The sequence below is a fragment of the Enterovibrio norvegicus FF-33 genome (assembly GCF_000286835.2).
In the GTDB taxonomy this organism is placed as follows: Bacteria; Pseudomonadota; Gammaproteobacteria; order Enterobacterales; family Vibrionaceae; genus Enterovibrio; species Enterovibrio norvegicus_A.
Window position 1 is genome coordinate 392829 of sequence record NZ_AJYD02000013.1, and the last position, 24188, is coordinate 417016.

Annotated in this window: 23 protein-coding genes; 15 read left to right on the plus strand and 8 right to left on the minus strand. The window is 47.4% G+C overall.

Going from position 1 to position 24188, the window contains the following annotated elements; translation table 11 throughout:
• Positions 1-111: 111 nt before the first annotated feature.
• Positions 112-1005, minus strand: a complete 894-nt coding sequence (locus tag A1OO_RS04135) for a TIGR01777 family oxidoreductase (RefSeq protein WP_016959334.1) — start codon at positions 1003-1005, stop codon at positions 112-114.
• Between the two features lie 299 nt (positions 1006-1304).
• Here A1OO_RS04135 and A1OO_RS04140 point away from each other — a divergent pair, with 299 nt between their 5' ends.
• Genes A1OO_RS04140 through A1OO_RS04155 form a run of 4 tightly spaced genes read left to right on the plus strand, consistent with a single transcriptional unit; the run spans position 1305 to position 3584 of the window.
• Positions 1305-2039: a DUF1538 domain-containing protein gene (locus tag A1OO_RS04140; RefSeq protein ID WP_016959335.1), complete on the plus strand. Its 735-nt coding sequence runs from the start codon at positions 1305-1307 to the stop codon at positions 2037-2039.
• Entirely contained in the window at positions 2036-2842 is an 807-nt protein-coding gene (locus tag A1OO_RS04145) for a DUF1538 domain-containing protein (protein WP_016959336.1), read from the plus strand. The genes A1OO_RS04140 and A1OO_RS04145 overlap by 4 nt, the downstream gene beginning before the upstream one ends.
• Positions 2842-3192 carry a P-II family nitrogen regulator gene (locus A1OO_RS04150; RefSeq protein ID WP_016959337.1) on the plus strand — a complete coding sequence of 117 codons (351 nt, stop codon included), beginning with the start codon at positions 2842-2844 and terminating at the stop codon, positions 3190-3192. The genes A1OO_RS04145 and A1OO_RS04150 overlap by 1 nt, the downstream gene beginning before the upstream one ends.
• Entirely contained in the window at positions 3189-3584 is a 396-nt protein-coding gene (locus A1OO_RS04155) for a CBS domain-containing protein (protein WP_016959338.1), read from the plus strand. The genes A1OO_RS04150 and A1OO_RS04155 overlap by 4 nt, the downstream gene beginning before the upstream one ends.
• Positions 3585-3624: 40 nt before the next feature.
• Here A1OO_RS04155 and A1OO_RS04160 read toward each other — a convergent pair whose 3' ends face one another.
• From A1OO_RS04160 to metN, 5 genes are all read right to left on the minus strand, one after another.
• Positions 3625-3900: a SelT/SelW/SelH family protein gene (locus tag A1OO_RS04160; protein WP_016959339.1), complete on the minus strand. Its 276-nt coding sequence runs from the start codon at positions 3898-3900 to the stop codon at positions 3625-3627.
• An 8-nt stretch (positions 3901-3908) separates the two neighbouring features.
• A complete protein-coding gene (locus A1OO_RS04165; RefSeq protein WP_017004715.1) occupies positions 3909-4673 on the minus strand; it encodes a sulfite exporter TauE/SafE family protein in 765 nt (254 codons plus the stop codon).
• 146 nt (positions 4674-4819) lie between these two features.
• Entirely contained in the window at positions 4820-5632 is an 813-nt protein-coding gene (locus A1OO_RS04170) for a MetQ/NlpA family lipoprotein (RefSeq protein ID WP_016959341.1), read from the minus strand.
• 50 nt (positions 5633-5682) lie between these two features.
• On the minus strand, positions 5683-6375 hold the full coding sequence (locus A1OO_RS04175) for a methionine ABC transporter permease (protein WP_016959342.1): 693 nt from the start codon (positions 6373-6375) through the stop codon (positions 5683-5685).
• Positions 6365-7399: a methionine ABC transporter ATP-binding protein MetN gene (gene metN / locus A1OO_RS04180; protein WP_017004716.1), complete on the minus strand. Its 1035-nt coding sequence runs from the start codon at positions 7397-7399 to the stop codon at positions 6365-6367. The genes A1OO_RS04175 and metN overlap by 11 nt, the downstream gene beginning before the upstream one ends.
• A 987-nt stretch (positions 7400-8386) precedes the next feature.
• Between metN and A1OO_RS04185 the strand changes: the two genes are divergently transcribed.
• The 4 genes from A1OO_RS04185 (at position 8387) to A1OO_RS04200 (ending at position 12267) form a co-directional block, all read left to right on the plus strand.
• A complete protein-coding gene (locus A1OO_RS04185) occupies positions 8387-9496 on the plus strand; it encodes a TRAP transporter substrate-binding protein (protein ID WP_017004717.1) in 1110 nt (369 codons plus the stop codon).
• Positions 9497-9570: 74 nt separating this feature from the next.
• Positions 9571-10137 (plus strand): TRAP transporter small permease subunit, encoded by a 567-nt coding sequence (locus A1OO_RS04190; RefSeq protein ID WP_017004718.1) that lies wholly within the window; start codon positions 9571-9573, stop codon positions 10135-10137.
• Positions 10134-11513, plus strand: a complete 1380-nt coding sequence (locus A1OO_RS04195; protein ID WP_016959346.1) for a TRAP transporter large permease — start codon at positions 10134-10136, stop codon at positions 11511-11513. Before A1OO_RS04190 ends, A1OO_RS04195 begins: the two co-directional genes overlap by 4 nt.
• Before the next feature lie 145 nt (positions 11514-11658).
• The gene (locus A1OO_RS04200; protein WP_198928787.1) at positions 11659-12267 is read left to right on the plus strand and encodes a LysE family translocator; all 609 of its coding nucleotides are present in this window, start codon (positions 11659-11661) and stop codon (positions 12265-12267) included.
• Here the strand turns inward: A1OO_RS04200 and A1OO_RS04205 are convergent.
• The gene (locus A1OO_RS04205; protein ID WP_017004719.1) at positions 12264-13364 is read right to left on the minus strand and encodes a response regulator; all 1101 of its coding nucleotides are present in this window, start codon (positions 13362-13364) and stop codon (positions 12264-12266) included. The two genes, A1OO_RS04200 and A1OO_RS04205, sit on opposite strands and share 4 nt — an antisense overlap.
• Positions 13365-13636: 272 nt before the next feature.
• On the opposite strand from A1OO_RS04205, the gene A1OO_RS04210 reads away from it, so the two are divergent.
• Complete coding sequence (locus tag A1OO_RS04210; protein ID WP_017004720.1) at positions 13637-16444, plus strand: hybrid sensor histidine kinase/response regulator; 2808 nt, start codon at positions 13637-13639, stop codon at positions 16442-16444.
• Positions 16445-16505: 61 nt separating this feature from the next.
• Here A1OO_RS04210 and A1OO_RS04215 read toward each other — a convergent pair whose 3' ends face one another.
• Positions 16506-18158, minus strand: a complete 1653-nt coding sequence (locus A1OO_RS04215; RefSeq protein ID WP_016959350.1) for a dihydroxyacetone kinase subunit DhaK — start codon at positions 18156-18158, stop codon at positions 16506-16508.
• 402 nt (positions 18159-18560) lie between these two features.
• Here A1OO_RS04215 and A1OO_RS04220 point away from each other — a divergent pair, with 402 nt between their 5' ends.
• From A1OO_RS04220 to A1OO_RS04245, 6 genes are all read left to right on the plus strand, one after another.
• Positions 18561-19892 carry an ABC transporter substrate-binding protein gene (locus A1OO_RS04220; RefSeq protein ID WP_016959351.1) on the plus strand — a complete coding sequence of 444 codons (1332 nt, stop codon included), beginning with the start codon at positions 18561-18563 and terminating at the stop codon, positions 19890-19892.
• Positions 19893-19974: 82 nt separating this feature from the next.
• The gene (locus A1OO_RS04225; protein WP_016959352.1) at positions 19975-20916 is read left to right on the plus strand and encodes a carbohydrate ABC transporter permease; all 942 of its coding nucleotides are present in this window, start codon (positions 19975-19977) and stop codon (positions 20914-20916) included.
• Positions 20913-21860: a carbohydrate ABC transporter permease gene (locus A1OO_RS04230; RefSeq protein WP_016959353.1), complete on the plus strand. Its 948-nt coding sequence runs from the start codon at positions 20913-20915 to the stop codon at positions 21858-21860. Before A1OO_RS04225 ends, A1OO_RS04230 begins: the two co-directional genes overlap by 4 nt.
• A complete protein-coding gene (locus A1OO_RS04235; RefSeq protein ID WP_016959354.1) occupies positions 21860-22048 on the plus strand; it encodes a hypothetical protein in 189 nt (62 codons plus the stop codon). The genes A1OO_RS04230 and A1OO_RS04235 overlap by 1 nt, the downstream gene beginning before the upstream one ends.
• Before the next feature lie 11 nt (positions 22049-22059).
• Positions 22060-23163: an ABC transporter ATP-binding protein gene (locus tag A1OO_RS04240; protein ID WP_016959355.1), complete on the plus strand. Its 1104-nt coding sequence runs from the start codon at positions 22060-22062 to the stop codon at positions 23161-23163.
• Entirely contained in the window at positions 23150-24175 is a 1026-nt protein-coding gene (locus tag A1OO_RS04245) for an ABC transporter ATP-binding protein (protein ID WP_016959356.1), read from the plus strand. Before A1OO_RS04240 ends, A1OO_RS04245 begins: the two co-directional genes overlap by 14 nt.
• Positions 24176-24188: the final 13 nt, after the last annotated feature.

The following is a 24188-nucleotide window of genomic DNA, read 5'->3' on the forward strand; positions in this document are numbered from 1 at the left end:
AAAAAGGCACGTGAAAACGTGCCTTTCTTTTTCTCTCTTTTGTTTCTTTTGAAAATTCGCGGTCTTGCTGTATTTATGATTAGGCTGATTGGTGGCTCACGTAGCAGGTTGCTAACTCAACAGATCGTCCAATGCCGGCGGCAAATCAGGATACTCGAAACCAAACCCGAGATTTTCTAGCGCTCGTGGCACCGCGCGTTGCCCTTCTAAAAGCAGTTGACCTGCCTCGCCCAGCATCAATGATATCGCCACTTTTGGCGTGAAAAGCAGATGAGGTCGTTTCAGAGTTGCTGCCAGTGTTTTGCTGAAGGCTTTATTGGTGACGGGATGCGGGGCTGTGAGGTTAAAGGGCCCGCGTGCTTCTGCATGCTCAAGCAGAAAGATAATGCCCGATACCATGTCATTAATGTGGATCCACGGAAAATACTGGCTGCCATCACCAATGGGTCCGCCCAGTCCGAATTGATAGGGCAATAACATTTTCTTGAGAGCGCCGCCTTCTTTGCTCAGCACAATCCCCGTGCGCAGGAGGCAAACGCGGGTATGGTCTGAATCGGCTTTCATCGCGATTTTTTCCCAGTTTGCACAAACTGAGTGAGCAAAATCAGTCGCATCAACCTTCAGTGATTCATCGACAATCTTATCGCCTTGATCGCCATAATAGCCAACGGCAGAGCCACTGATAAAGGTATGAGGAGGCGTTTCAGCCGCAAGGATATGATTCACCAGTTTTTCAGTGATCCCCCAACGACTGGTGCAAATAATGCCTTTTTGTTGTTCCGTCCATCGTTTGTCAACAATAGGTTCGCCTGCCAGATTAATGACCGCGTCAATGCCATTGAAGTCTGATAGCGCATCCAACTCTTTAATCAGGTGAACTCTGCTGGGTAACTTTTTCTTGGCCATCTCTGGTGAGCGGGTAAGAACAGTTACCTGATGATGTTCCAGTTGAGCGATGAGCGCACGACCAATTAAGCCCGTTCCCCCAGTGACAAGAATGTGCATGGGAATAATCCTTTCGATGAGCGATAAGATTAGTATGCATTCAATCGGTTGAATGATCACTATCTCGCCAAATACAGAAATGACCACGATACCGATTTTAAAGAAAACCTTGTTACCTTTATCACCCTATAGACATTGTGGGATGGCAAATACCTGTACAGTGGCTCAGGGTTATAAAGACAGCATATACTCAAGCATCTTGAGGTTGTTTGAGTATATTGTCTTATCGTCTTTATTATTGGTTTGCCGTTCGTACTCGGGAAGTGCTAGTGACCTGAGTATATTCAAATGGAATGAGTGTGAAGGGATTTACTGCATTGCTCACCGCGATGTTAGGAAGTTTTAAAGATTTGCTGCCTATCATCTTGGTCATTGGTTTTTTTCAGGTCGTTGTCTTGCAGCAGCCGTTGCCAGACTGGATTTCAATTGTTATCGGCCTAGTTCTCGTCGTGATGGGGCTAACGTTCTTTGTTTTTGGTTTGGAGATGGGCTTGTTCCCCATCGGTGAATCCATGGCTCACGCGCTGGCGAAAAAAGGCAGTGTATTTTGGCTAATGGTGTTCGCGTTTCTGCTGGGTTTTGGTACCACGATAGCTGAACCTGCACTGACTGCCGTCGCAGCAGAGGCCGCAGAAGTGGCTGCTGAAGGGGGGATGATCCCTCTCACCGAAGAAGCGCAGTCTTCCTATGCTAATGGCCTTAGGCTCACGGTCGCCTTTTCGGTTGGCTTTGCCATTATGCTGGGTGTGTTGCGCATACTCAAAGGCTGGCCTATCCACCGTATTATCATTGGTGGCTACATGCTGGTGGTGGCGATGACCATGGTTGCACCGCGCTATATTATTGGCATCGCCTACGATTCAGGCGGTGTGACTACATCCACCATTACCGTGCCGCTTGTGACCGCATTAGGCGTTGGTTTAGCCACTGTGATTAAAGGGCGCAACCCGATGATTGATGGCTTTGGTTTGATTGCCTTTGCCTCCCTATCCCCGATGATATTCGTCATGGTTTACGGGATGGTGGCGGTATGACCCTATTCCTTTCCCTTATCCCAACCTTTTTCGACACCTTACTTTCGACGGTCAGAGACGTATTTCCTATCGTCTGTATCATTTTTGGCTTTCAGTTTGCGGTTTTACGCAAACCTGTGGTGAACCTAAAGAAAATCATTTTCGGTTTCGCCTACGTTATTTTAGGGCTGTCTTTGTTTTTGATGGGGCTAGAAATGGCCTTGTTCCCACTTGGCGAGTCGATGGCAATTCAGCTAACTGCACCGGAATTTCTATACGGTGAAGGCGCGGTCATGCCCGCTGTGGTGGATTGGCAGCATTACTATTGGGTGTACATTTTTGCTGCGGCCATAGGCTTTAGCACCACAGTGGCAGAACCTTCCTTGATCGCTGTGGCAATAAAGGCGGCGCAGGTGTCGGGGGGCGCGATCAGTGTAAACGGGTTGCGATTTTCAGTGGCGCTCGGGGTATCGTTCGGTATCTCGTTGGGCTGTTATCGTATTGTCGCCGGCGATCCTATCCATTACTACATCATTGCTGGCTACGTATTGGTGGTTATTCAAACCTTTTATGCGCCCAAATTTATTGTCCCGCTAGCATATGACTCAGGCGGGGTAACAACATCTACGGTAACGGTGCCGTTAGTGACTGCACTAGGCCTTGGCCTTGCCTCCACGGTTCCAGGGAGAAGCCCATTAATTGATGGTTTTGGTTTGATTGCCTTTGCCAGCTTATTCCCAATGATCACCGTCATGGGATATGCACAGTTAACCGAGTGGTCAGCAAAACGCGGATCGGCTCAAAAAGAAACGAGGGAACCATAATGCGATTCAAACTGATTGTCGCTTTCATTGAAGATTCAAAAACCGATGCGGTGCTTGATGCCGCAAGAAAGGCAGGAGCGACGGGTGCGACCGTCATTAACAATGCGCGAGGTGAAGGGCTCACCAAGCAGAAAACCTTTTTTGGTTTGACCCTTGATGTGCAGCGTGACGTACTGCTTTTTGTGGTGGAAGAGCACCTCGCTCGCAGTATTTTGGAGACCATTAATCAAGTCGGCGAGTTTGATGCGACGTCTGGAAAAGGGATTGCCGTACAGTTAGATATCGAAGATGCGGTCGGTGTGGCACATCAAGTGCAAGAATTGAGTAGCGTGATTGGGGATGAATTATGAAAGTAACGAAACGCGTTGGTGACGTCATGAAAGATGATTTTGCCGTAGTAGACGGATTAATTACCGTTGCTGAGGCAATTCGCATTGCACGAGATAAGCATATCAAAGCACTTGTGGTAGATAAGCGTGATGAAAATGACGAATACGGTTTGGTGCTGATGAATGACATCGCCAAAAAGGTACTGTCACAAAATCGCTCGCCTGAACGCGTTAATATTTATGAGATCATGACCAAGCCCGCATTGGGTGTGTCGGCAAACATGAACGTAAAGTATTGCGCTCGACTGTTTGAGCGTTTTGGTATTAGCCGAGCGCCAGTGATCGATAATGGCGAAGTCTTGGGTGTCGTGAGTTACAACAGTATCGTCATGTACGGGATGTTGTCGGACTAGGCTATGTGTTGAGATCACTGCGCGTTGGGTTGGAAAAGCCTTAGCGGTCGTTATGTCCCAAATCACGATCAGGATCGAACACATCGCGGACGCGTTGTTTCAGCACCTTGGCTTCGGGAAAGCCACCATCGCGTTTGCGCTCCCAAATGATCACCCCATTGCAGTGGACTTCAAAACGTCCGCCGGTATCAGGGTGAAGTGTAAGGCCGCCAATTTCCTCACTGAAGGTAGAAAGCAGTTCTTGCGCCATCCACGACGATCGCAACATCCAGTTGCATTGACGGCAGTAGTAAATATCGATATTCATTTTGTCCATGATGTTCCTTACCATGCGCTCCAAAGCAGTTTTAGTCCGATAGCGAACGTGAGCCACTCAAAGGCGACTTTTATCAGCTGATTGCTGTACTTGTCAGCCATGTAAGCGCCCAAGTAACCGCCGAGTAACGACCCAAGCAGTAGTGCGGGTATCCAAGGCCAGTAAATATCGGCGCCGGCGACAGCAAGTGTTATCGCCCCTAATCCATTCCAAAAGATACCGACGCTGACCAATGTAAGCGCAACGGCCTGTTTGTAATCTAAACCGAACCATCGTACCAAAAACAGCGTCACGAAAAGCCCTGTCCCCGCTGTTAAAGAGCCATTGAGTATGCCAATCACACTTAACCCGATGCAGCCTATCACCAAGCCCAAGGTGTCACGATGTTTTGGCTCTGCATTTTGCCCCAAGCTTTTTCGCATTCGGGAATAGAGACCGAGCGCAATGATCAGCGCTCCCAGCAGTGCTTCTGCCAAAGGACCGGGTACAAACAAGATAAGATTCGCACCTGTTATCACGCCCGCAGCACCCGCTAAAACCACATAAAGCGTGAGTGCGGGGTCGAGGTTACCGCTTCTCCAGTGTTTCAGTGCTGCACCCAAACCAAGGGCAACAGACGCCACTTTGTGGGTCGCAAGCGCGATAGAAAATGTCAGACCAAGGAATAACAACAGGGGAAGTTGAAGTAAGCCTGCGCCGCCGCCAGCGAGAGAGGCGAGGGTATTTGCGATCAGTGAGCCGACAAAGAGGCCAAAGGTTGCGAGAATATCCATATTCGCTCAGTTAACAAGAGATGGGTTGGCAGTCGTTATGCTGCGATTGAGTGTTGATACCACGGCGAGAGAATGGTTACCAGTAACACAGAAAAGAAAAAGCCTGTGACGAGCACAGGCTTTAGTTCGAAATGAAAGGTAAGTGATTACCAGCCTTTCACTGCACCACCGTCAAAGATGTCCATCGCAGCACTGAATACCGCATCTGACTGGTAAGCTTGAACGAACTGCTGAACGTTCTGCGCTTTCACATTGTCTGCACGAGCCACAATCAGGTTCACGTACGGAGATTCTTTGTCTTCAACGAATACACCGTCTTTTTCTTGTGAAAGACCAATAGTCGCTGCATACGTGCTGTTGATGATTGCTAGGGTCACGTCGTCCAGTGAGCGTGGAAGTTGCGCCGCTTCTAGCTCAACAATATCCAAGTTCTTTGGGTTGCCTACGATATCCAGTACCGTTGCTTGAAGGCCTACGCCCTCTTTCAACGTCAGCAAGCCTTGCTCTTCAAGAAGAATCAAAGAACGGCCTAGGTTTGTTGGGTCATTGGGTACCGCGATTTGTGCGCCGTCTTGGATTTGTTCAACAGACGTCACTGTGTTTGAGTAACCCGCAATTGGGTAAACCAAGGTGTTACCTGCAATAGTGAATTTGTAACCACGGTCGCTGATCTGCTGGTCCAAGTATGGCTTGTGCTGGAAAGCATTGGCATCAATGGCGCCTTCTTCCAGTGCTGCATTCGGCGAAACGTAATCCGTAAACGTCACCAGCTCCACGTCTAAGTCATATTTTTCTTTTGCCACTTTTGCTGCGATTTCGGCAACTTGCTCTTCTGCACCCGCCATCACACCGATTTTCACTTTGGTCAGATCGACCGCTTTTTCTTCACCGCAGCCGGTAAGTACTAGTGCTGACGCTAAACCTAGAGCGGTGGCGATTTTTTTAAGATTGAAAGTCATTTGCGCATCTCCTATGAGCTTAAATTTCCATTATTTTTGATTTTCTATATTTATCTGTGGTCGACCCGTTTTACGAAGTAATCACCGGCCGATTGAATCATTTGCACCAGTATGACGAGCATGACAATGGTGATCATCATGACGGTGCCATCAAAGCGTTGGTATCCGTAGCGAATGCCGACATCGCCCAGGCCACCGCCGCCAACGGCTCCCGCCATCGCGGAATAGCTCACCAGCGTGACCAAGGTGATCGTTACGCTGTTCACGATGCCAGGCAGGGCTTCTGGTAACAAAACCTTACGGATGATTTGCAGCGGTGTGGCACCCATTGCTTGCGCCGCTTCAACAAGACCTGAAGGCACTTCGATGAGCGCCCCTTCAACAAGGCGAGCAATGAAAGGAATAGCGCCAACAATCAAAGGCACGATGGCTGCGGCTGTGCCGATCGAGCTACCCACCACAAGGCGAGTAAACGGAATGATGGCAACCAGCAAAATGATGAAGGGGATAGAGCGACCAATGTTCACTATGGCCCCTAAGCTGCGATTAAGTAGCTTGTTTTCCAGCAAACCACGTGGTTTGGACAGATGAAGCAAGACACCTAAAGGAATACCAAACACAAAGCCGATGAAACCAGAGACAAACACCATGGTGAGGGTTTGGCCGAGCGCATCAATCAATAAGCCTACAAGTCGTTCGTTTTCCGCGAACCAGCCAGAAATGGCAGCAATATTAAGCGACATAACCAAGCACCTCGATGTTGACGTTGTGTTCTTTTAAGTATTCCAATGCGCGTGTGACATCTGGTGCATCACCGAAAAATTCTGCCAGCATGAGGCCGAATTTCACGCCGCCGGCGTAATCCATGTCTGCACTTAGGATGCTCACATCGATATTGAATTTGCGCGAAACTTGACTCACCAATGGGGCATCCACGCTGGTGCCAGTAAATTCAAGACGTACCAAGGGCGGCAGTGAGCCGGTGTTTTCAACTTGCAGACGCGCTGCGTAATCTTGAGGAATCGACAGGTTTAGGGTGGCGCGAATAAAGTCGCGAGCAAGCTCGGTTTTTGGATGGGCGAAAATATCGCCGACCGTGCCTTTTTCTACCAATTTTCCGTCACCGATAATTGCCACTTCATGACAGATGCGCTTTACCACATCCATTTCATGGGTGATCAGCAAGATAGTTAAACCTAACTTTTGATTAATCGTTTGCAGCAGATTTAAAATTGAATGGGTGGTGGCAGGGTCCAAGGCGCTGGTCGCCTCGTCGCATAGCAGGACTTTTGGGTCACTGGCGAGTGCGCGCGCAATCGCCACGCGTTGCTTTTGACCGCCGCTCAGATTCGCAGGATAAGTATCGTGCTTGTCTTCAAGGCCGACCAGTTCGAGTAGCTCGGTCACTTTCTTTGGGATATTTGCCTGTTCTTTGCCAGCTAATTCGAGTGGCAACGCCACGTTATCAAATACAGTGCGGGAAGAGAGCAAATTAAAGTGCTGGAAGATCATGCCGATCTTTTGGCGTTCTCGCGTCAGTTCTGACGCTGAAAGGCGGGTGAGTTCAACACCATCGACGCTCACACTCCCGCTTGTTGGGCGTTCCAACAAGTTAACAATACGAATCAAGGTGCTTTTACCTGCGCCAGATGCGCCGATAACCCCAAAAATTCTGCCCTGTGGAATGTGAAGGTCAATATCACGCAAAGCATGAATTGTTTTCACGCCCTGCTTGAATTCTTTATTAACCTGACTAATTTCGATCATAATCCATCCTGGACAAAATTGTGTTAAATAATCGTTAAAATGTAGTGATAATCGTTGCTTTTGTTCTTCACTCTGGAATTTGATGCTATTTATAGTCGAACGACAAGTCAATAGATATTTTTACGGCTAGACGTCTATACGTTTATTTGAGGTTTTTTTGACGTGTTTTGAGGGAAGTACAAAGACTGTGTTTTAAGAAATCTCAGTAAGGCAGGATGCTTACGGGGAAGCGCTCTATAGAAATACCCAAACCTGAACGGTTTGTAATTAAATTTCTGTTGTTCGTGAACCAACTGCTTAGTTTTTGCACTGAAGCACGTTTCTAATGTCGATTTACACTAAGGTCTTTCGTCAATTCTATTCGCTTAATGAATATGGTCCTACTCGACTCTTCCGCACGCAACATACTTCAAAACCGTTGATATGTTCTCGCTCGCCTTGCGTTGAGGGCATTATCGCCATCGGAAAAATCGGGTTGTGGAACGTCATTGTTTGCAGCATCGTTTTCAGGATATTGCGTTTCCAATGGCTTGGGTCGTCAAGGTGACTTTGAGGGTCATTGATGCGTTGATTTGCCGATATATGGTGACATTTAAAGATGCGTTAAGTTAACGCGAAAACGTTTTTTGTTTCGCCAAAAAACACGACGACATGCCTTCCTGTGGGAAGGCATTTTCGTCTCTACCAAAAAATGTAAACACAACGCGCAGGGATAAGGTTGACGCGGCGTAGCACGTCATTGGTCGCTCACAGAGCGTGTTATCTATCATATGTTTATATTTCTAGTGATCATTGTTTGACCAACTTCAAACAACCTTGCCCTTTTACTACTTGCTGGTCGCGATAATAGGTAAAGTTATCGTAACAAACCATTAACTCATCGGTGTGATTGATGAGTGTTGTGTTAGTAAGGCAGTACCTACTTTTTGATGTAAACCTTCAGTACTGCTAAACCTTTCGCCTTTCCCAAGCAAGGAGATAACTCTCATGTACAAACGTCGTTCGTTTCTTGCCGCAACAGCAGTCGCACTGAGTGTGCTGCTATCTGGTTGTGGTGAAGAAAAGCAGGAAGCAAGTGCGCAGGCTCAGCCAGCAGCACAAGAAAAAATCAGTTGGAAAATGGTAACGACTTGGCCGAAAAACTTCCCAGGGCTAGGTACAGGTGCAAATAACCTTGCTGAGCTAATCACCGAGATGAGTGATGGGCGTTTGGACGTGAAAGTATACGGTGCAGGGGAACTTGTTGGCGCACTGGATGTGTTTGATGCGGTATCTCGCGGCACAGCAGAAATGGGTCACGGTGCAGGTTACTACTGGAAAGGCAAAGCGCCTGCAGGACAGTTCTTTGCAGCGGTTCCTTTTGGCCTGACAGCACAAGAAATGAACGGTTGGATCTACAACGGTGGTGGTCTTGAGCTTTGGGCTGAAGCCTATGAACCTTTCGGTATCATCCCTATGCCTGCGGGTAACACCGGGGTGCAAATGGGGGGTTGGTTTAACAAGGAAATTAATACCATTGGCGATCTAGAAGGTCTAAAAATGCGTATTCCAGGCCTTGGCGGTGAAGTGTTGAAACGTGCGGGTGGTACACCAGTATTGCTGCCCGGTGGTGAGATATTCCCGTCACTGCAATCTGGCGCGATTGATGCGACTGAGTGGGTTGGCCCATACAATGATCTGGCCTTTGGTCTGCACAAAGCCGCAAAATACTACTACTACCCAGGTTGGCATGAGCCAGGTACAACGCTAGAAGCGCTGATCAACAAAGAAGCGTTTAATAGGCTACCTAAAGATCTTCAATCTATCGTTCTCGCCGCGACGCGCGTAGCGAATGCTGACATGTTGGCTGAGTTCACTGCCCGTAACAACGCAGCATTGGAAAGCCTGATTGGTGAGCACAAAGTTGAACTTCGTCCTTACCCAGCGGAAGTGCTGAGTGAACTGCAAGTTTTGGCGGATCAAGTGGTTGCCGAGCAAGCTGAAGTGGATGAAGTGAGTAAAAAAGTGTACAACTCTTACAAATCATTCCGTGACCAAGCGATTGATTGGCATGCTATTTCTGAGCAAGCTATGTTGAATGCCCGTAATCCGCAATAACCTTTAAGAGGCTGTCTATGGCAGCCTCTTTTTCTTTTCCATTGAGCCCAACAGGCTGAAGTTAGAGTAGTAGTATGGATACCGCCTCTCCTCGTCTTATTGCCCTCATTAAGGGCATTAATCGTTTTAGTGACTGGACAGGACGTTTTGTTTCTTGGTTCGTGTTAGCCATTGTGCTGATTACCTTTGTGGTCGTCGTTATGCGCTATTTGTTTAACTCGGGATCTGTTTTTCTGCAAGAATCCGTCCTTTATTTTCACAACTACGTCATCATGCTTGGCGCTGCTTACGCGCTGTTAAAAGGCGCCCATGTTCGCGTTGATATTTTTTATCGCCCCGCGTCTGAAAAGAAAAAAGCCTGGGTCGACCTGCTTGGCTTTTTGTTCTTATTACTTCCGACATGCGTGTTCATTTTCTATATCGCATGGGATTACGTAGCGGCCTCATGGCACGTCATGGAAGGCTCGCAAGAAGCGGGTGGCGTTGATGCCAAATACCTTTTTAAAACCAGTATTTTATTGATGCCTGCTTTGATGATTTTACAAGGTATTGCTGAAGCCCTTAAATCAGTGCTCACGATTACTGGGCATCAAGACATTGCTAAACAACTCGAAGACCACGACGAGGAGCACGCGTTATGAGTGAATTCCTCGCTTTATTTCTTTTTCTGTTTACCTTTGGCGTCCTCCTTGTGGGTTATCCCGTCGCGTTTACGCTTGGCGGTTCTGCGCTCTTGTTCGCGTTTATTGGGACAGTCACGGGTACGTTTGATCCTGCTTTTTTAGAAGCGATACCCAACCGTATTCAAGGCACCTTGGCCAATGAGTTGCTTGTTGCGATTCCGTTGTTCGTTTTTATGGGGGTCATGCTAGAGAAATCTCGCATTGCCGAAGACTTGCTGGACACCATGGGACAAGTGTTCGGGGGCTTGGCGGGTGGTTTAGGTATTTCCGTGACGATCGTTGGGATGCTGCTTGCCGCCAGTACCGGTATTGTGGGCGCAACCGTGGTCACCATGGGTCTGCTCTCGTTGCCATCGATGATGAAACGCGGTTATTGCCCCAAGCTGTCAACGGGCATTATTTGCGCCTCGGGAACGCTGGGACAAATCATTCCACCCTCAATTGTTTTGGTATTGCTGGGGGATGTCATTTCCTCTGCGTATCAACAAGCGCAACTAGACCAAGGGATTTTTTCGCCAGACAGCGTCACTGTTGGTGATTTGTTCTTGGGCGCGCTGATCCCAGGCTTCATGCTGGTGGGTATGTACATTCTTTACCTCATTTTCGTTGCCATTACGCAACCTGAGCGTGTGCCGCCGATCCCAGTGGAAGAGCGCAAAGTGAGCAAAGAGCTTTGGATGCAGGTGTTGACCGTATTGTTCCCACCTGTGATGTTGATTGTTCTGGTGTTGGGTTCAATCTTAGGCGGCGTAGCAACGCCGACAGAAGCCGCGTCTGTCGGCTCTGTGGGTGCAATCATTTTGGCAATGAGCAAGGGCATGTTTAACCTGTCAATACTTCGTCATGTGCTGCGTAGCACCACTGAAGTGACGGCGATGGTGTTCTTGATCCTCATTGGTGCGTCACTCTTTGCTTTGGTATTTCGTGGTTTTGGTGGCGATGACATTGTTAGAGACTTTCTGACAAGCCTGCCTGGTGGCGTATTTGGCGCGATGGCACTGGTGATGTTGGTGTTGTTCTTATTGGGCTTCTTCCTCGATTTTATCGAGATCACTTTTGTGGTTGTTCCGATTGTAGCGCCGATTCTGCTGACCATGGGTGTTGACCCTGTGTGGCTGGGTATCATGATTGCCTTGAATCTGCAGACGTCATTTCTCACCCCGCCGTTTGGTTTCTCGTTGTTCTACCTGAGAGGTGTTGCGCCTGATTCCATATCAACGTCTGATATTTATCGTGGCGTTGTACCATTCATATTCATTCAGCTTCTAATGCTGGGCTTGCTTGCCTATTGGCCAACGCTCGCGACATGGCTGCCTGAATTGGTATACGGATAAATTTTGATGAGTTTAAAGCCTCTTTTGGGAGGCTTTTTTTGTCTCATTAATTACACTTGACGAAATGACCCTGCTCAGTTTCTACTAAGCGACTTTTTGTTTGCTTTTGTCTGGAGATAACGTGACATCTGCTGTTGATATCGCCATGTTAGCGGTGTTTATTCCCACATTTTTCTTTGTTTCAGTGACCCCTGGAATGTGTATGACTTTTGCCATGACGCTCGGCATGAGTATTGGCGTAAGAAAAAGTCTGCATATGATGTGGGGTGAGCTGATTGGCGTTGGGCTGGTCTCTTTGGCGTCAGTGGTCGGTGTCGCTGCGATCATGCTCAATTATCCGAGCTTGTTCATGGTGCTCAAGTACGTTGGTGGTGCCTACTTGTTTTATCTGGGCATTCAGATGTGGCTATCTCGCGGAAAAATGGCCATTCCAGATGACTTATCAGTGAATGGAAATACCTCTCCACTATCGTTGGCAACGCAAGGGTTTGTGACTGCTATTGCCAACCCTAAAGGCTGGGCATTTATGGTGTCCTTGCTGCCACCATTTATTAACCCTCAAGCTGCACTTCCTCCTCAGCTAGCTGTGTTGATCGGCATAATCTTGATGACAGAGTTTAGCTGTTTGATGTTGTATGCGAGTGGTGGGCGCACGTTACGCCATTTCCTACAAAAAAGTGGGAATGTGCGGATGATGAACCGTATTGCAGGTACATTAATGATGGCTGTCGGTGTTTGGTTGGCGGTTGGTTAGTCTTTGTAGGTGTCTGCAATTTTAATAAAATCGTTTTTCATATCAAACATCAAATCGACCAGCATGGGATCAAAATGGGTCCCCTTGCCTTCACGAATGATTTCAAACGCTTCATCGTGCGACATGGCTGATTTGTAAACGCGTTTACTCACCAAAGCATCAAATACATCGGCAACAGCCATGAGTCGCGCACTGAGCGGAATGTCTTCTCCGATCAGACCTTGCGGATAGCCCGAACCATCCCATTTCTCGTGGTGCCCATAAGAAATTTCTTTTGCGGCACTCAAGAACGGATAATGCGCGTCCACTTCTTTTTCCGCTTTTACGATGGCGTCATAACCCAGCTTGGCGTGGGTTTTCATTATCTCGAATTCTTCTGCTGTGAGTTTGCCCGGCTTGAGCAAGATAGCGTCAGGGATCCCTACCTTGCCAATGTCATGCAGCGGCGCGGTTTTAAACACCATGGTGATGTATTCTGCAGTCACAAGCTCCGGGTATTTGCCTCGCAAATAGAGCTGGTCGGCCAAAATCTTCACATAGTATTGTGTACGTACGATGTGATTACCCGTTTCCTGATCGCGGGTTTCAGCAAGACTTGCCAATGCATTGATGGTGACATCTTGAATGACACTGAGCTCTTTCACCCGACGTTGAACTTCGGCTTCAAGGTATTCATTTTGATCGTGTAGAAAATCTTGGGATGCTTTGTTTTCTAGGTGGATCTTGATGCGAGCCATCGTGATGGGCGGACTTAATGGCTTTTTAATGTAGTCCGCAGCACCAACGGTAAAGCCAAATTCTTGGTCTTCAGCTTTTGATTTTGAGGTGAGAAAAATCACGGGTATGTCGCATGCACTCTTTTTCGCTTTAATTTGGCGACACACTTCATAGCCATCCATGCCAGGCATAACGACATCCAGCAGAATGAGATCGATAGAAAACTTCTCTACGATAGCTAGCGCAGTTTGGCCGTTCGTTGCTGCTTTTACTTCATAACTGTCTTTCAGCATTTCACTGACGAACACGAGATTCTCGGGCGTATCGTCAACGACCAGGATGGTTGCGCGTTTTTTCTGTTTGCTTTCCGGTGACTCCATCAACGGGATCCTGATTCACTTTTCACTAATTCAATCCTAGGTCTACTCTTAATAATGTTCCAACTATGAGTCGCATTAATTTAATTTGAGACATGCATTTAGCGTCAAAACGAGATGCTTGATGTACCAACGAAAGCCTTGTTGGTTTATTGGCAGCATGCGAATGATGTTTTTCGGCCCCAAAGGTAGGTGCCCGTTTTGATTTCGACGCGGGCGGATTGCAATTCGACATAATGGAAATGTGCTGTTTGAGACAGCACTCTGCGGTGACTATGACCCAACTAGTAAAATTGTTTGGTGTGTTTACATTGTCTTTTCCTTTGTCTGTATTGGGCAAGGAAGAGCATGGATATTTGTCGGGGACGAGCCTTCCTCCGGTTGATCAAAGCGTTGTGGCTGATGCAACGAGTATCATCACATTGCTGGTTATCCTTCTTCTTGCTCTCGCTGGTGCGTTAATCTTTAACAGCGCCATGAATAAGCGCGCGCAAGAAGAGTTGCGAGAACAACGACAAGCGTTAATGCAAAAAGAAAAGGAACTACAAATCGCAAAAAAATCTGCGCAGGTATCGCATCAGGCTAAGCGCGATTTTCTTTCCAACATGTCTCATGAATTTAGAACACCGCTCAACGCGATTTTGGGTATGTCTCAACTTGCCCTAGATAGCGGCTTAGACTCCAAGCAGCAGCGTTATATACGGCGTGTTGTCACCTCTGCGCATTCTTTATTGGAAGCGGTCAATGCCACCCTAGATTTTACCAATGTAAAAGCGGGCAACCTCGAAATTGAATGGGTGGAGTGTAATGTTGAAACCATTCTTTCACCGGTAACTAAGACATTGGGTGAGCGCGCTGATGAAAAAGGCCTCTTGTTATGTGTCAATGTCGACATGAACATTCCAAAGGTGATCGATGCGGATACCGTTCGCATGACGCAGGTATTGATGGCGCTCGGCGATAATGCGATCAAATTTACTGACGAAGGTGAGGTCACGATCTCTGTTTCGCTTGAGTCGCGTCGCGAAGACGATGTGAAGATCCGATTTGCGGTCAATGACACTGGGATCGGTATTAAGCGAAAAGATCTCGATCTGTTGTTTCAGCCATTTTCTCAAGCCGATTCATCGACGTCTCGCTCCAAGGGGGGGAAAGGGCTCGGTTTGTCGTTGGCGAAAGAGTTGGTGGCGCTGATGGGCGGCAATATTCAAGTGGAGAGTCGGCTTGGTGAAGGAACGATGCTTTCTTTCACGCTGCCTTGTCAGTCTGGCGTGAGGGGAAATACGCGATTGGGTGGTGCATGGTCGCGCGCATTAACGACGAAAAGTGTGTTGGTGATAGCAACCAATACGACCCTGCAAGGCAACATTTGTGACCCACTCGTTTATGCCGGAGCAAACGTCAGTCAATGTCGTAATCTTGCTGAATTAGAAGAGTGTCAAAAAGGAATAGAAAGAGGGAATTTCGCAAACATTGTCGTCGATTGGGCAGGTATTAGTGCAGAAATGACGTCGTTATTGACCTCTGTTCTGAGTGGCTTAAAGACATCGCCATCGGTATTGCTGCTTTCTGGCCTCGATCACTGCTTGGATGTGCCGGAAACTCGCCCATCCTTTACGTTTAAATGGCTAGCCCTGCCGACACTTCCTTCTGCATTGCTTCGTGCGATTACCGATGAGCGCCACTCTGTCGCCCCAATCAGGCATAGTGCTTATGATCGCGACTCAGAGTTAGAGCTTGAAGATATTCCTGAGTGGGAGTTGGTGATACGCGATCGCATGGTGCTGCTGGTTGAAGACAACTTGATCAATCAAGAAGTCGCTATTGGTGCCATGGAGTGTTTACCCATCAATGTATTGGTGGCAAATAATGGTGATGAGGCGATTCAAATACTGAAAGAACATGCCGTCGATTTAGTGTTAATGGACATGCAGATGCCCGTGATAGATGGCGTGACAGCCACAAAGATTATCCGTCGAGAAATGGGGATGACAGCGCTACCGATTTTAGCCATGACGGCAAATACGGATGCCCATGATGTGGCGGCCTGTCGGGAAGCGGGCATGAATGAGCACATCGCGAAACCCATCAATTTTGAACTCTTGAAAGATCGCTTAATTCATTGGCTAACCAAAGGTGATCCTGCGGCACCTCCAATCGAATCTGTCACATCAGAAACCGAGATTTCTCCATCGGTCACAACATCCCAAGCGGCTTCTTTGGATGAAAAGCGCCAAGCTGATAGTGAGGCAGTGTTAATGGCTAAAACGTTGTCTCATGCGCCAGAGCCAGAGCCAGAGCCAGAGCCAGAAGTTAAGGCTGAGGTGCAAGCTGATACGCAAAAAGAAACGGAATTAGTACCAGAATCAAAACCTGAACCAGAGCCAGAAATCGTACTCACATCGCAACCGCAACAACAAGGTGATGAGGCAGGAAAAAACCGAAGGAGAGCAACAATGGAATACACCGAAACCATGTTCGACCTGATGGTGGATAATGTCCCTGGTATCAATCTTGCTGACGGCGTTAAACGCTTGGGGGGCAACAAAGCAAAATATCTCAAAATCCTGTCGCTTTTCCTCAATTCTCAGGTGAGTTCTGTCGAGCAATTGCTGACGTCGGATGACAACAGCGAGAAAGGCATTTTGGCGCACTCGTGTAAAGGTGCCGGCAGCAACATAGGCGCGGATGAAATGGCCGATGTCGCCTCTGCGTTGGAAGACAAATACAACGCGGGCGAGCCAGTGTCAGAAAGTGAAGTGCTCGTGCTGAAATCGATGATTATCGCTGCCATTGAAAAGTTTGATGAAATAGCCGCTAGCGCGGAAGAAACGCCTGAGCCGCAAGTTGACGAAGAAATCAAACCGCTTGATGCTTATCTTGTTGAGCAGCTCAATGCGTTGCAGGTTAGCTTGCAAGAGTTTGATATTGAGGTGCAGGATAAGGTGACTGTTTTGGCGAAAGCCTTGCCGCAATGGTGCAACCAGCTTGAGGAATTCCAGCGTTTGCAAGAGGCGATAGGCCAATTTGATTTTCTGACTGCAGAAGACCACCTTAAAGATTTGAAAAAGAAAACAGGTTAAGCGCTCAGTCAACGAAAGAGTAAAGGAGCGAGGCAAAGCTCCTTTATCGTGATTTGAGTGATTATTTTTGATCTTGAGTACAACGCCAAATAACGTGAAAGACCTTGGCAATAGCCATCGCGCCCGGGTCTACATTGCCCTTCAGACTGTCCTCCCTTAAATAAGAAGAACGACCCGCGCGTGCTTTTGTCATGTGTGCAGTCGCTTCTGCACCCAAAAGCGCGGCATGAGCGGCCTGTTCGAGATTCCCGGTTTCGCTATACACCTCTAATGCGGGTATTGCGGCATCAAGCATGGTGCGGTCATTGAGTTTAGCGCCTCCATATTGCTGCACTTTGGCGATGCCTTTTAAAAGAGAGCTGCTGAGCGAGTGACCTGAACTATTGGCTGAAGCCGCAGCGGTAAAGAAAATGGAAAGAAGAACACCGCTTGATCCTCCCATCACCGTTGAGAGCTCTTGGCCTATACATTGAAAGAGTTTTTCTGGCGTGTTCAGAGGGAGTCCTTCATTGTCCAATTTGGCGAGAATAGCCTTCGCAGCACTAGAAAACGTTGTTCCCGTGTCCCCATCACCGACCTTTTCATCAAGGTTATTGAGATAGGACTCTTGTGCTACGAGTTCCTGACACACGTGCACAATGAGTTGCTCAACGGTCGAATTCTCCTCTGACAGATACGAGGTATGGGTCGTCAAGTTATGCATTGGAACCCGCGCAACGTCGCCACAAACACCTGGTGCTGGCCACGCGGTTGGCGCGACATCGGATAGGAGGGCTTCACGAACGGTGTCGTCTAGTGCAATCAAAGACAGAGAAATGCCATACATATTCAGCGATGTCATGTATGCACCGGGTTCAAACACAATATCGAGTTGCTTCTGCAAGGGAGAGGCAAGAACTTGCTGAGTAATAATTTGAAGCTCAAGCTCTGTCGCTGATCCTAGATTGTTGATTAAAAGAGCAAAACGCTTATCGGGATCTCCGGTATACGGCGCCAGTTTATTTAGCATCATTGTGACGGCTTGTTTGGCATTGGCGATGTCGACTTTTTCGAACCCTGGCTCACCATGGATCCCCATCCCAATTTCCGGCGCATACTTAAGTTCTCCCGTTTCATCATAAGGTAATGCACACGATGAGAGCGCCAACCCGATGGAGTGAATACCTTGGGCTGCTGCTTTCGTGATCGTCGCTACCTCTTCGAGGCTTTTCCCTTGCTCTGAAAGATGCCCCGCCAATTTATGGACAAACAATGTTCCAGCAATGCCGCGTGGATTTGCCACATCGGGCAGTGCAATGTCGTCTCCCACAATGATCATGTCGACCTGATAGCCCATGGCGCGTGCCTTTTCCGCGGCTAGGCCGAAGTTGAGGCGATCGCCGGTATAACTTTTCACGATCAGAAAACAGCCGCTTTTCCCTGTTGTCGCGACAATCGCTTGTAGGATCGCTTCAACGCTTGGAGAGGAAAATACGTCGCCTGCAATGGCAGCCGTTAACATTCCTTGTCCAACAAACCCAACATGTGCTGGCTCATGACCCGCACCGCCACCTGACAAAATCGCAACCTTGCTTTTGTCCCAATCAGTTCTGATAACCACCTTAATGCTCTGCTCTCCTTCCAGCATCGCGAGTGGGCGATGGGCATTGCTTGCGAGATAGCCTTGGATAGCTAAAGGCACGTGTTGGTTGTCATGTGCATAGAAACGACTCATTCATCTTACTCCCTGATTTACTAAACATTGGACTCTAAAGCTGAACAAAAAGTTTAGTGATTTATGATTGATCTCGTGAGGTAAACATAACACTTTTACGATGAAACTCAACGGTGTAATTTTACTGTTAAACACTAAATGTCTTTAAGTTATTGTTTTTTATTTATTTAAAAATGGATGAAAATCAATTGTTATTATTAAGTTAAATATAGCTTGCATTTTGTTAAGCGTTGGCTCAGTGTTTTTGTGTGTTTAGTGAACTTTGGTTATTGAACACAATCTTCGTCGAGATGGAACCTGATCTGCGGTCACGCACCAGAGAATCGTTGGATGAAGATGGTCTCAGACAGGATTTGTAATGAACCAAAAAGGTTCAAGGAAGAAACAAAAGGAGCTGATCTAATGAAATTGAGGCACAAGTTAAATGCCGTCATTGCGGTAACAGCAATCGGACTCGGAGTAAGTAGTACTGCCGCGCAGAGTGCGGAGCAATCTTTAACACTCTGCTGGGCTGCTTGGGATCCCGCCAATGCACTCGTTGAACTCTCAAAAGACTTTACGTCTGAGACAGGTATCGAAATGAATTTCGAATTTGTACCTTGGACGAGTTTTTCTTCCCGTTTCCAAAATGAATTGAACTCTCGCGGCAAGCTTTGCGACCTGCTTATTGGTGATAGCCAATGGATTGGGGGTTCTGCTGAAAATGGTCACTACATCAAGCTAAATGATTTCTTTGAAAAAGAAGGGATCAGCATGAGTGACTTTATCCCCGCAACGGTTGATGCATATTCTGCCTGGCCCAAAGGGTCTGACAATTACTGGGCGCTCCCTGCAATGGGTGATGCGTTGGGTTGGGTTTATCGTAAAGATTGGTTTTCAAGAAAAGATATTCAGAGCCAATTTGAAATGGAATTTGGCCGAGAACTCACGCCGCCTAAAACGTGGACAGAGTTAAAAGAAGTATCGAGCTTTTTTCAAGGTCGAGAGATTGATGGCCAAAAAGTCTACGGTGCGGCTATCTACACCGAACGTGGCTCAGAAGGTATTACCATGGGGGCGACATCAGCGCTCTATGCACATGGCTTTCAATATCAAAACCCTAACAAACCTTATGATTTAGAAGGCTTTGTAAATAGTCCCGAAGCGGCGGAAGGTCTGAAAGCATACAAGGAACTGTATGATTGCTGCACCCCGCCAGGCCACTCGAATGCCTATATGGTGGCAAACCTTGATGCGTATAAATCAGGTCAGGTTGCCATGCAAATGAACTGGTTCGCTTTCTTCCCTGGCATTGTCAAAGACCCCAACGTTGGGGGTGAAAACTCGGGCTTTTTCTTAAACCCAAAACAAACTACCGAAGGTTCAACACTGGGTGGGCAAGGCATCTCTGTGGTTTCTTATTCGGATAAGAAAGACTTAGCGTTGCAATACATCAAATGGTTCGCCCAACCTCAGGTGCAATCAGACTGGTGGACTCTGGGTGGTTACTCTGCACACCGAGCGGTGGTTGAGCATCCCGATTTTGCGAGTACTGCACCTTTTGCTGCCGACTTTGTAGAAGCGATGTCAAACGTGAAAGATTTTTGGCAGGAGCCGAACTACGCAGAACTTCTTCAGGCAATGCAAAAACGACTTCATGACTATGTCGTCGCAGGCAAGGGCACACCAGAGCAAGCTCTTGAAAAACTGAAAGATGACTGGCAGGAAATCTTAGAAGACGGCGGACAGCTGTAATTCTCCGAGGCAGGGAGAGCCTCGCTCTCTCTGCTTAACTTCAGTGACTCGCAAAAACGGTTGCACCATGGAAGTAAATAAAATGAAGTCAATACAGAGTGCTGACAATATTGTCAACGCATTGGAGGGCTCGTCACGGAAGACGTGGTCGATGTCTGACCGTGCAATGGCCTGGTGGTTTATTTCTCCCACCATTCTACTCCTGTTAGCCATTAACATTTTCCCTCTCATTTGGACGATCTATCTGAGCTTTACCAATTACCGCGCGAACAGACTTGATCGTGATGTGGAATGGGTGGGGTTAAAGAACTACATAAAAATCTTAAATGATGAGGATATTTGGGGGTATCTCCAAGCGACGATGCACTTTGTCAGCTGGACGATGATTCTCCAATTCACTATTGGTTTTGGTCTTGCGCTACTCATTAATAAAAACTTTAAAGGTCACAGTTTTTGGACGACCTTGATTTTGATCCCAATGATGATGGCACCCGCCGTGGTAGGGACATTTTGGACCTATCTCTATCAGCCACAATCTGGTGTCTTTTCTTACGTCGTTAACTTCTTTGTGGATGTTGGTCCCGTCGACATGATTGGCGATACCACACTTGCGCCGTGGTCGATCATCTTAGTGGATACATGGATGTGGACACCCTATGTGATGCTGATTTGTCTCGCTGGGTTGAGGTCGATACCGGGCAGTATCTATGAAGCAGCCGAGGTAGACCGTGCTTCAAATATACGTCAGTTTTTCTCGATTACTCTGCCGATGGTGATGCCATTTTTGATGTTAGCCATTTTATTCCGAGCAATAGAGAACTTCAAAATGTTTGACATGGTTGTGCAGCTAACCTCGGGAGGCCCTGGGTCAATAACAGAGTTGGCGTCAATTAATCTCAAGCGGGAAGCGTTTGAAAAATGGAAGACGGGCTATAGCTCTGCATTCGCCGTTATTTTGTTTGTCACCGTATTTGGTGCCGCAAATATCTATGTTAAAGCGATGAATAAGGTGAAAAGTCGATGAGTGATTCTGCATTTTCTGTAATTGAGCCAAGCGGACGCTCAAAAAAAATGGCAGCTGCGGTAGTCATTTTCTACGGCGTGATTTCCATTGCTCCGCTGATATGGATATTGATGACGAGCTTTAAGTCGCCGTCTGACGCCATTGCTTACCCTCCTAAAGTGACATTCGAAGCCAGCTTAGAGGGGTACGTTAACTTGTTCACCAGTCGTTCGCGTCAAACCGAAGAGCACATGGCATCGTTGCCGCCACCCTCGACGTGGTATGACGAAATCGTTCGTGACCAAAACATGGTCATTACGGGGCCTTCTCGCTTTTTAGGGCGGTATACCAACTCGATGATCATCGGCTTCGGTTCGACATTTCTAGCCGTATTCCTAGGAACGTTAGCAGCGTATGGTTTTTCACGATTTAAGGTGCCGCTAAAAGATGATCTGCTGTTCTTTATTCTGTCGACGCGAATGATGCCACCCATTGCGGTCGCCATCCCCATCTATTTGATGTATCGGCAGTTAGGGCTATCAGATACCCATCTTGGGATGATTATTTTGTATACCGCGGTCAATGTCAGCTTATCGGTGTGGTTGCTCAAAGGCTTTATTGATGAGATCCCGCGAGAGTATGAAGAAGCCGCAATGATTGATGGATACAGCCGATTTCAAGCCTTTATCAAAGTGGTGTTACCACAAGCGGCAACGGGCATCGCGTCTACCGCCATTTTCTGTTTGGTGTTTGCGTGGAATGAATATGCGTTTGCATTGCTGTTGACCAGTGGTAATGCCCAAACCGCACCGCCATTCATCCCCATCATTATCGGTGAAGGAGGGCTTGATTGGCCGGCTGTTGCAGCAGGCACGTCTTTGTTCCTCATCCCAATTGTTGTGTTTACCGTGGTTCTCAGAAAGCACCTGCTACGAGGAATTACGTTTGGAGCAGTGAGGAAGTAATGAAAAATAGATTATTAACCAGCCGCTACCTGCGTAGAGGTTTCTTGGAAAATGTCTCATGCGTATTGATAGGGCTTGGCATCTTTATGCTGATGCAACCTTTTGTCATGACCGCATTTACATATTCGTTCAGCGTCATTTTGTTCGGCACAGTCAGCTTTCTGATTGTCAGCCATTTTCCAGAATAGGAGAGAAGTTTATGGCTGATATTACAGTGGCTAATTTGCACAAACGATTTGATCGCTTTGTCGCGGTAAAAAATTCGACATTTACGATTAATGATGGTGAGTTTTTTGTCTTACTCGGTCCTTCTGGGTGCGGGAAAACAACCACATTAAGGATGATTGCAGGGCTGGAGTTACCTACCTCAGGCCAAATAAAAATCGAAGGAGATGACGTTTCATTTCTGCGCGCAAGCCAGAGAGATATTGCGTTTGTCTTTCAGATGTTCGCACTCTATCCGCACATGAATGTTCGTCAAAACATCAGCTTCCCGCTGAAGTGTCAGGGTGTCGCGAGAGCGGAAATAAAAGAACGGGTCGCGGAAGTGGCCGACATTTTACGTATTGAGCATCTCCTAGACAGCCCTGTCGGTGGGTTATCTAGCGGTGATAAACAGCGCGTTTCGCTGGGTAGGGCAATCATCCGAAAACCACAGGCTTTTTTGATGGATGAGCCTTTAGGTGCGTTGGACAGTGAGTTTCGCCACCTGATGTGTTCTGAGCTCAAAGAGCTGCACAATCGAATGGGGGCAACGACGGTTTATGTTACGCATGACCAATTAGAAGCGATGTCGATGGCCGATAAAATCATGGTGATGAACCATAGCGTGATAGAACAAGTGGGAGCGCCACAGTTTATTTACGATTTTCCCAACACCATATTTGTCGCCAAATTTCTCGGGGAACCCTCAATGAACATCATTGAGTTTGAAGGGAGCGTTGCGCAGGGAGCAGACTCTGTCTGCATCAACAGTATCAAGATTGCCGTTGCGCGCATTGTTGAGGGGGTTCAAACCAAGAAACTGGCATTGGGCGTCCGCCCTGAGCATGTATCATTGGTTGAGTTCTCCCACTTGAAAGGAATGATTGATGCCGTTGAATACTTGGGAACAACACAAGTACTGACAATTAACTCAATGATTGGAAAATTAAAAGCGCGTGTTGATAGCCACATCGATGTTGAGCGAGGCCAGCAAGTTTATCTTCAGTTAAACCCTGAACATACCTCGGTATTCGATCGCGAAACAGATCAAGTGATAATGAACACGCGTTATGAGGAGGCATACCATGCCCAAGCTTAAATTTAATCATGTCTTTAAACGCTTTGGTGATATTGAAGCGGTGAAGCAAATCAATTTAGACGTTAAAGAAGGGGAGTTTATGGTGTTGCTTGGGCCAACTGGCGCAGGTAAAACGACCTTATTGCGTTTGGCGGCTGGGCTAGAAACGTGTGACGAGGGCGATATCACGTTAGCGAATCGAAACATGCATTCCGTGGCTCCCTCTGAGAGAGATGTTGCTTTCGTTTTTCAGCAATATTCGCTTTATCCTCATATGAGTGTTTATGACAACTTGGCCTTTCCGCTGCGTTCGAAAATCCGAAATATGCCTGAAGCCGACATCAAAAAACGTATCGGGAAAGTGGCTGAAGTGCTGCGGATTAGCCATAAGCTGCAAAACAAAGCAACGAAACTGTCGGGTGGTGAAATGCAACGAGTCGCTATTGGACGTGCGTTAGTTCGCCGCCCCGCGCTGTATTTGATGGACGAACCCTTATCATCGTTGGATGCAAAACTGCGTGCGGATCTCAGGGTTGAACTGAAGCGGATTCAGCAAGAGCTTGGTGCCACTATACTTTATGTCACACACGATCAAATTGAAGCCATGACGCTGGGTGATCGTATTGGTGTGCTGAAAGACGGCGAGATTGTTCAAGTCGGCACACCAAAGGAAATCTATAGCAACCCAAACAGTGACTATGTCGCGACGAGACTGGGGTTACCTCAAATCAATGTGTTGCCGAAGCAATGTTTCGATGAACATTTCTCTGAGGAAGACGTGGCGTTCGTTGGGGTGAGAACCGAGCATTTGTCGTTAAAGGCGAGCGGGGAAGGAAAATATTCGGCGGTCGTGCGACGAGTGGAACATTTGGGGGATCAATGCCATCTGCATCTGGATTTTCATCAAGAGAAAATCACAATGTTGGTGCCTTCAAATACCACGTTGAAACCAAGTGAGCGTGTGTCGTTCGATTTTATGAATCCGGTTTTATTTGATAAAGCAGGTCTGAGACTGCGAGGGATAACGTATTAGTCAACAGATATGG

Coding starts and splice junctions, on each gene's coding strand:
- A1OO_RS04135 (WP_016959334.1), bottom strand. CDS start 1,005: ATGCACATTCTTGTCACTGGGGGAACGGGCTTAATTGGTCGTGCGCTC.
- A1OO_RS04145 (WP_016959336.1), top strand. CDS start 2,036: ATGACCCTATTCCTTTCCCTTATCCCAACCTTTTTCGACACCTTACTT.
- A1OO_RS04150 (WP_016959337.1), top strand. CDS start 2,842: ATGCGATTCAAACTGATTGTCGCTTTCATTGAAGATTCAAAAACCGAT.
- A1OO_RS04155 (WP_016959338.1), top strand. CDS start 3,189: ATGAAAGTAACGAAACGCGTTGGTGACGTCATGAAAGATGATTTTGCC.
- A1OO_RS04160 (WP_016959339.1), bottom strand. CDS start 3,900: ATGGACAAAATGAATATCGATATTTACTACTGCCGTCAATGCAACTGG.
- A1OO_RS04165 (WP_017004715.1), bottom strand. CDS start 4,673: ATGGATATTCTCGCAACCTTTGGCCTCTTTGTCGGCTCACTGATCGCA.
- A1OO_RS04170 (WP_016959341.1), bottom strand. CDS start 5,632: ATGACTTTCAATCTTAAAAAAATCGCCACCGCTCTAGGTTTAGCGTCA.
- A1OO_RS04175 (WP_016959342.1), bottom strand. CDS start 6,375: ATGTCGCTTAATATTGCTGCCATTTCTGGCTGGTTCGCGGAAAACGAA.
- metN (WP_017004716.1), bottom strand. CDS start 7,399: ATGATCGAAATTAGTCAGGTTAATAAAGAATTCAAGCAGGGCGTGAAA.
- A1OO_RS04185 (WP_017004717.1), top strand. CDS start 8,387: ATGTACAAACGTCGTTCGTTTCTTGCCGCAACAGCAGTCGCACTGAGT.
- A1OO_RS04190 (WP_017004718.1), top strand. CDS start 9,571: ATGGATACCGCCTCTCCTCGTCTTATTGCCCTCATTAAGGGCATTAAT.
- A1OO_RS04195 (WP_016959346.1), top strand. CDS start 10,134: ATGAGTGAATTCCTCGCTTTATTTCTTTTTCTGTTTACCTTTGGCGTC.
- A1OO_RS04200 (WP_198928787.1), top strand. CDS start 11,659: ATGTTAGCGGTGTTTATTCCCACATTTTTCTTTGTTTCAGTGACCCCT.
- A1OO_RS04205 (WP_017004719.1), bottom strand. CDS start 13,364: ATGGAGTCACCGGAAAGCAAACAGAAAAAACGCGCAACCATCCTGGTC.
- A1OO_RS04210 (WP_017004720.1), top strand. CDS start 13,637: ATGACCCAACTAGTAAAATTGTTTGGTGTGTTTACATTGTCTTTTCCT.
- A1OO_RS04215 (WP_016959350.1), bottom strand. CDS start 18,158: ATGAGTCGTTTCTATGCACATGACAACCAACACGTGCCTTTAGCTATC.
- A1OO_RS04220 (WP_016959351.1), top strand. CDS start 18,561: ATGAAATTGAGGCACAAGTTAAATGCCGTCATTGCGGTAACAGCAATC.
- A1OO_RS04225 (WP_016959352.1), top strand. CDS start 19,975: ATGAAGTCAATACAGAGTGCTGACAATATTGTCAACGCATTGGAGGGC.
- A1OO_RS04230 (WP_016959353.1), top strand. CDS start 20,913: ATGAGTGATTCTGCATTTTCTGTAATTGAGCCAAGCGGACGCTCAAAA.
- A1OO_RS04235 (WP_016959354.1), top strand. CDS start 21,860: ATGAAAAATAGATTATTAACCAGCCGCTACCTGCGTAGAGGTTTCTTG.
- A1OO_RS04240 (WP_016959355.1), top strand. CDS start 22,060: ATGGCTGATATTACAGTGGCTAATTTGCACAAACGATTTGATCGCTTT.
- A1OO_RS04245 (WP_016959356.1), top strand. CDS start 23,150: ATGCCCAAGCTTAAATTTAATCATGTCTTTAAACGCTTTGGTGATATT.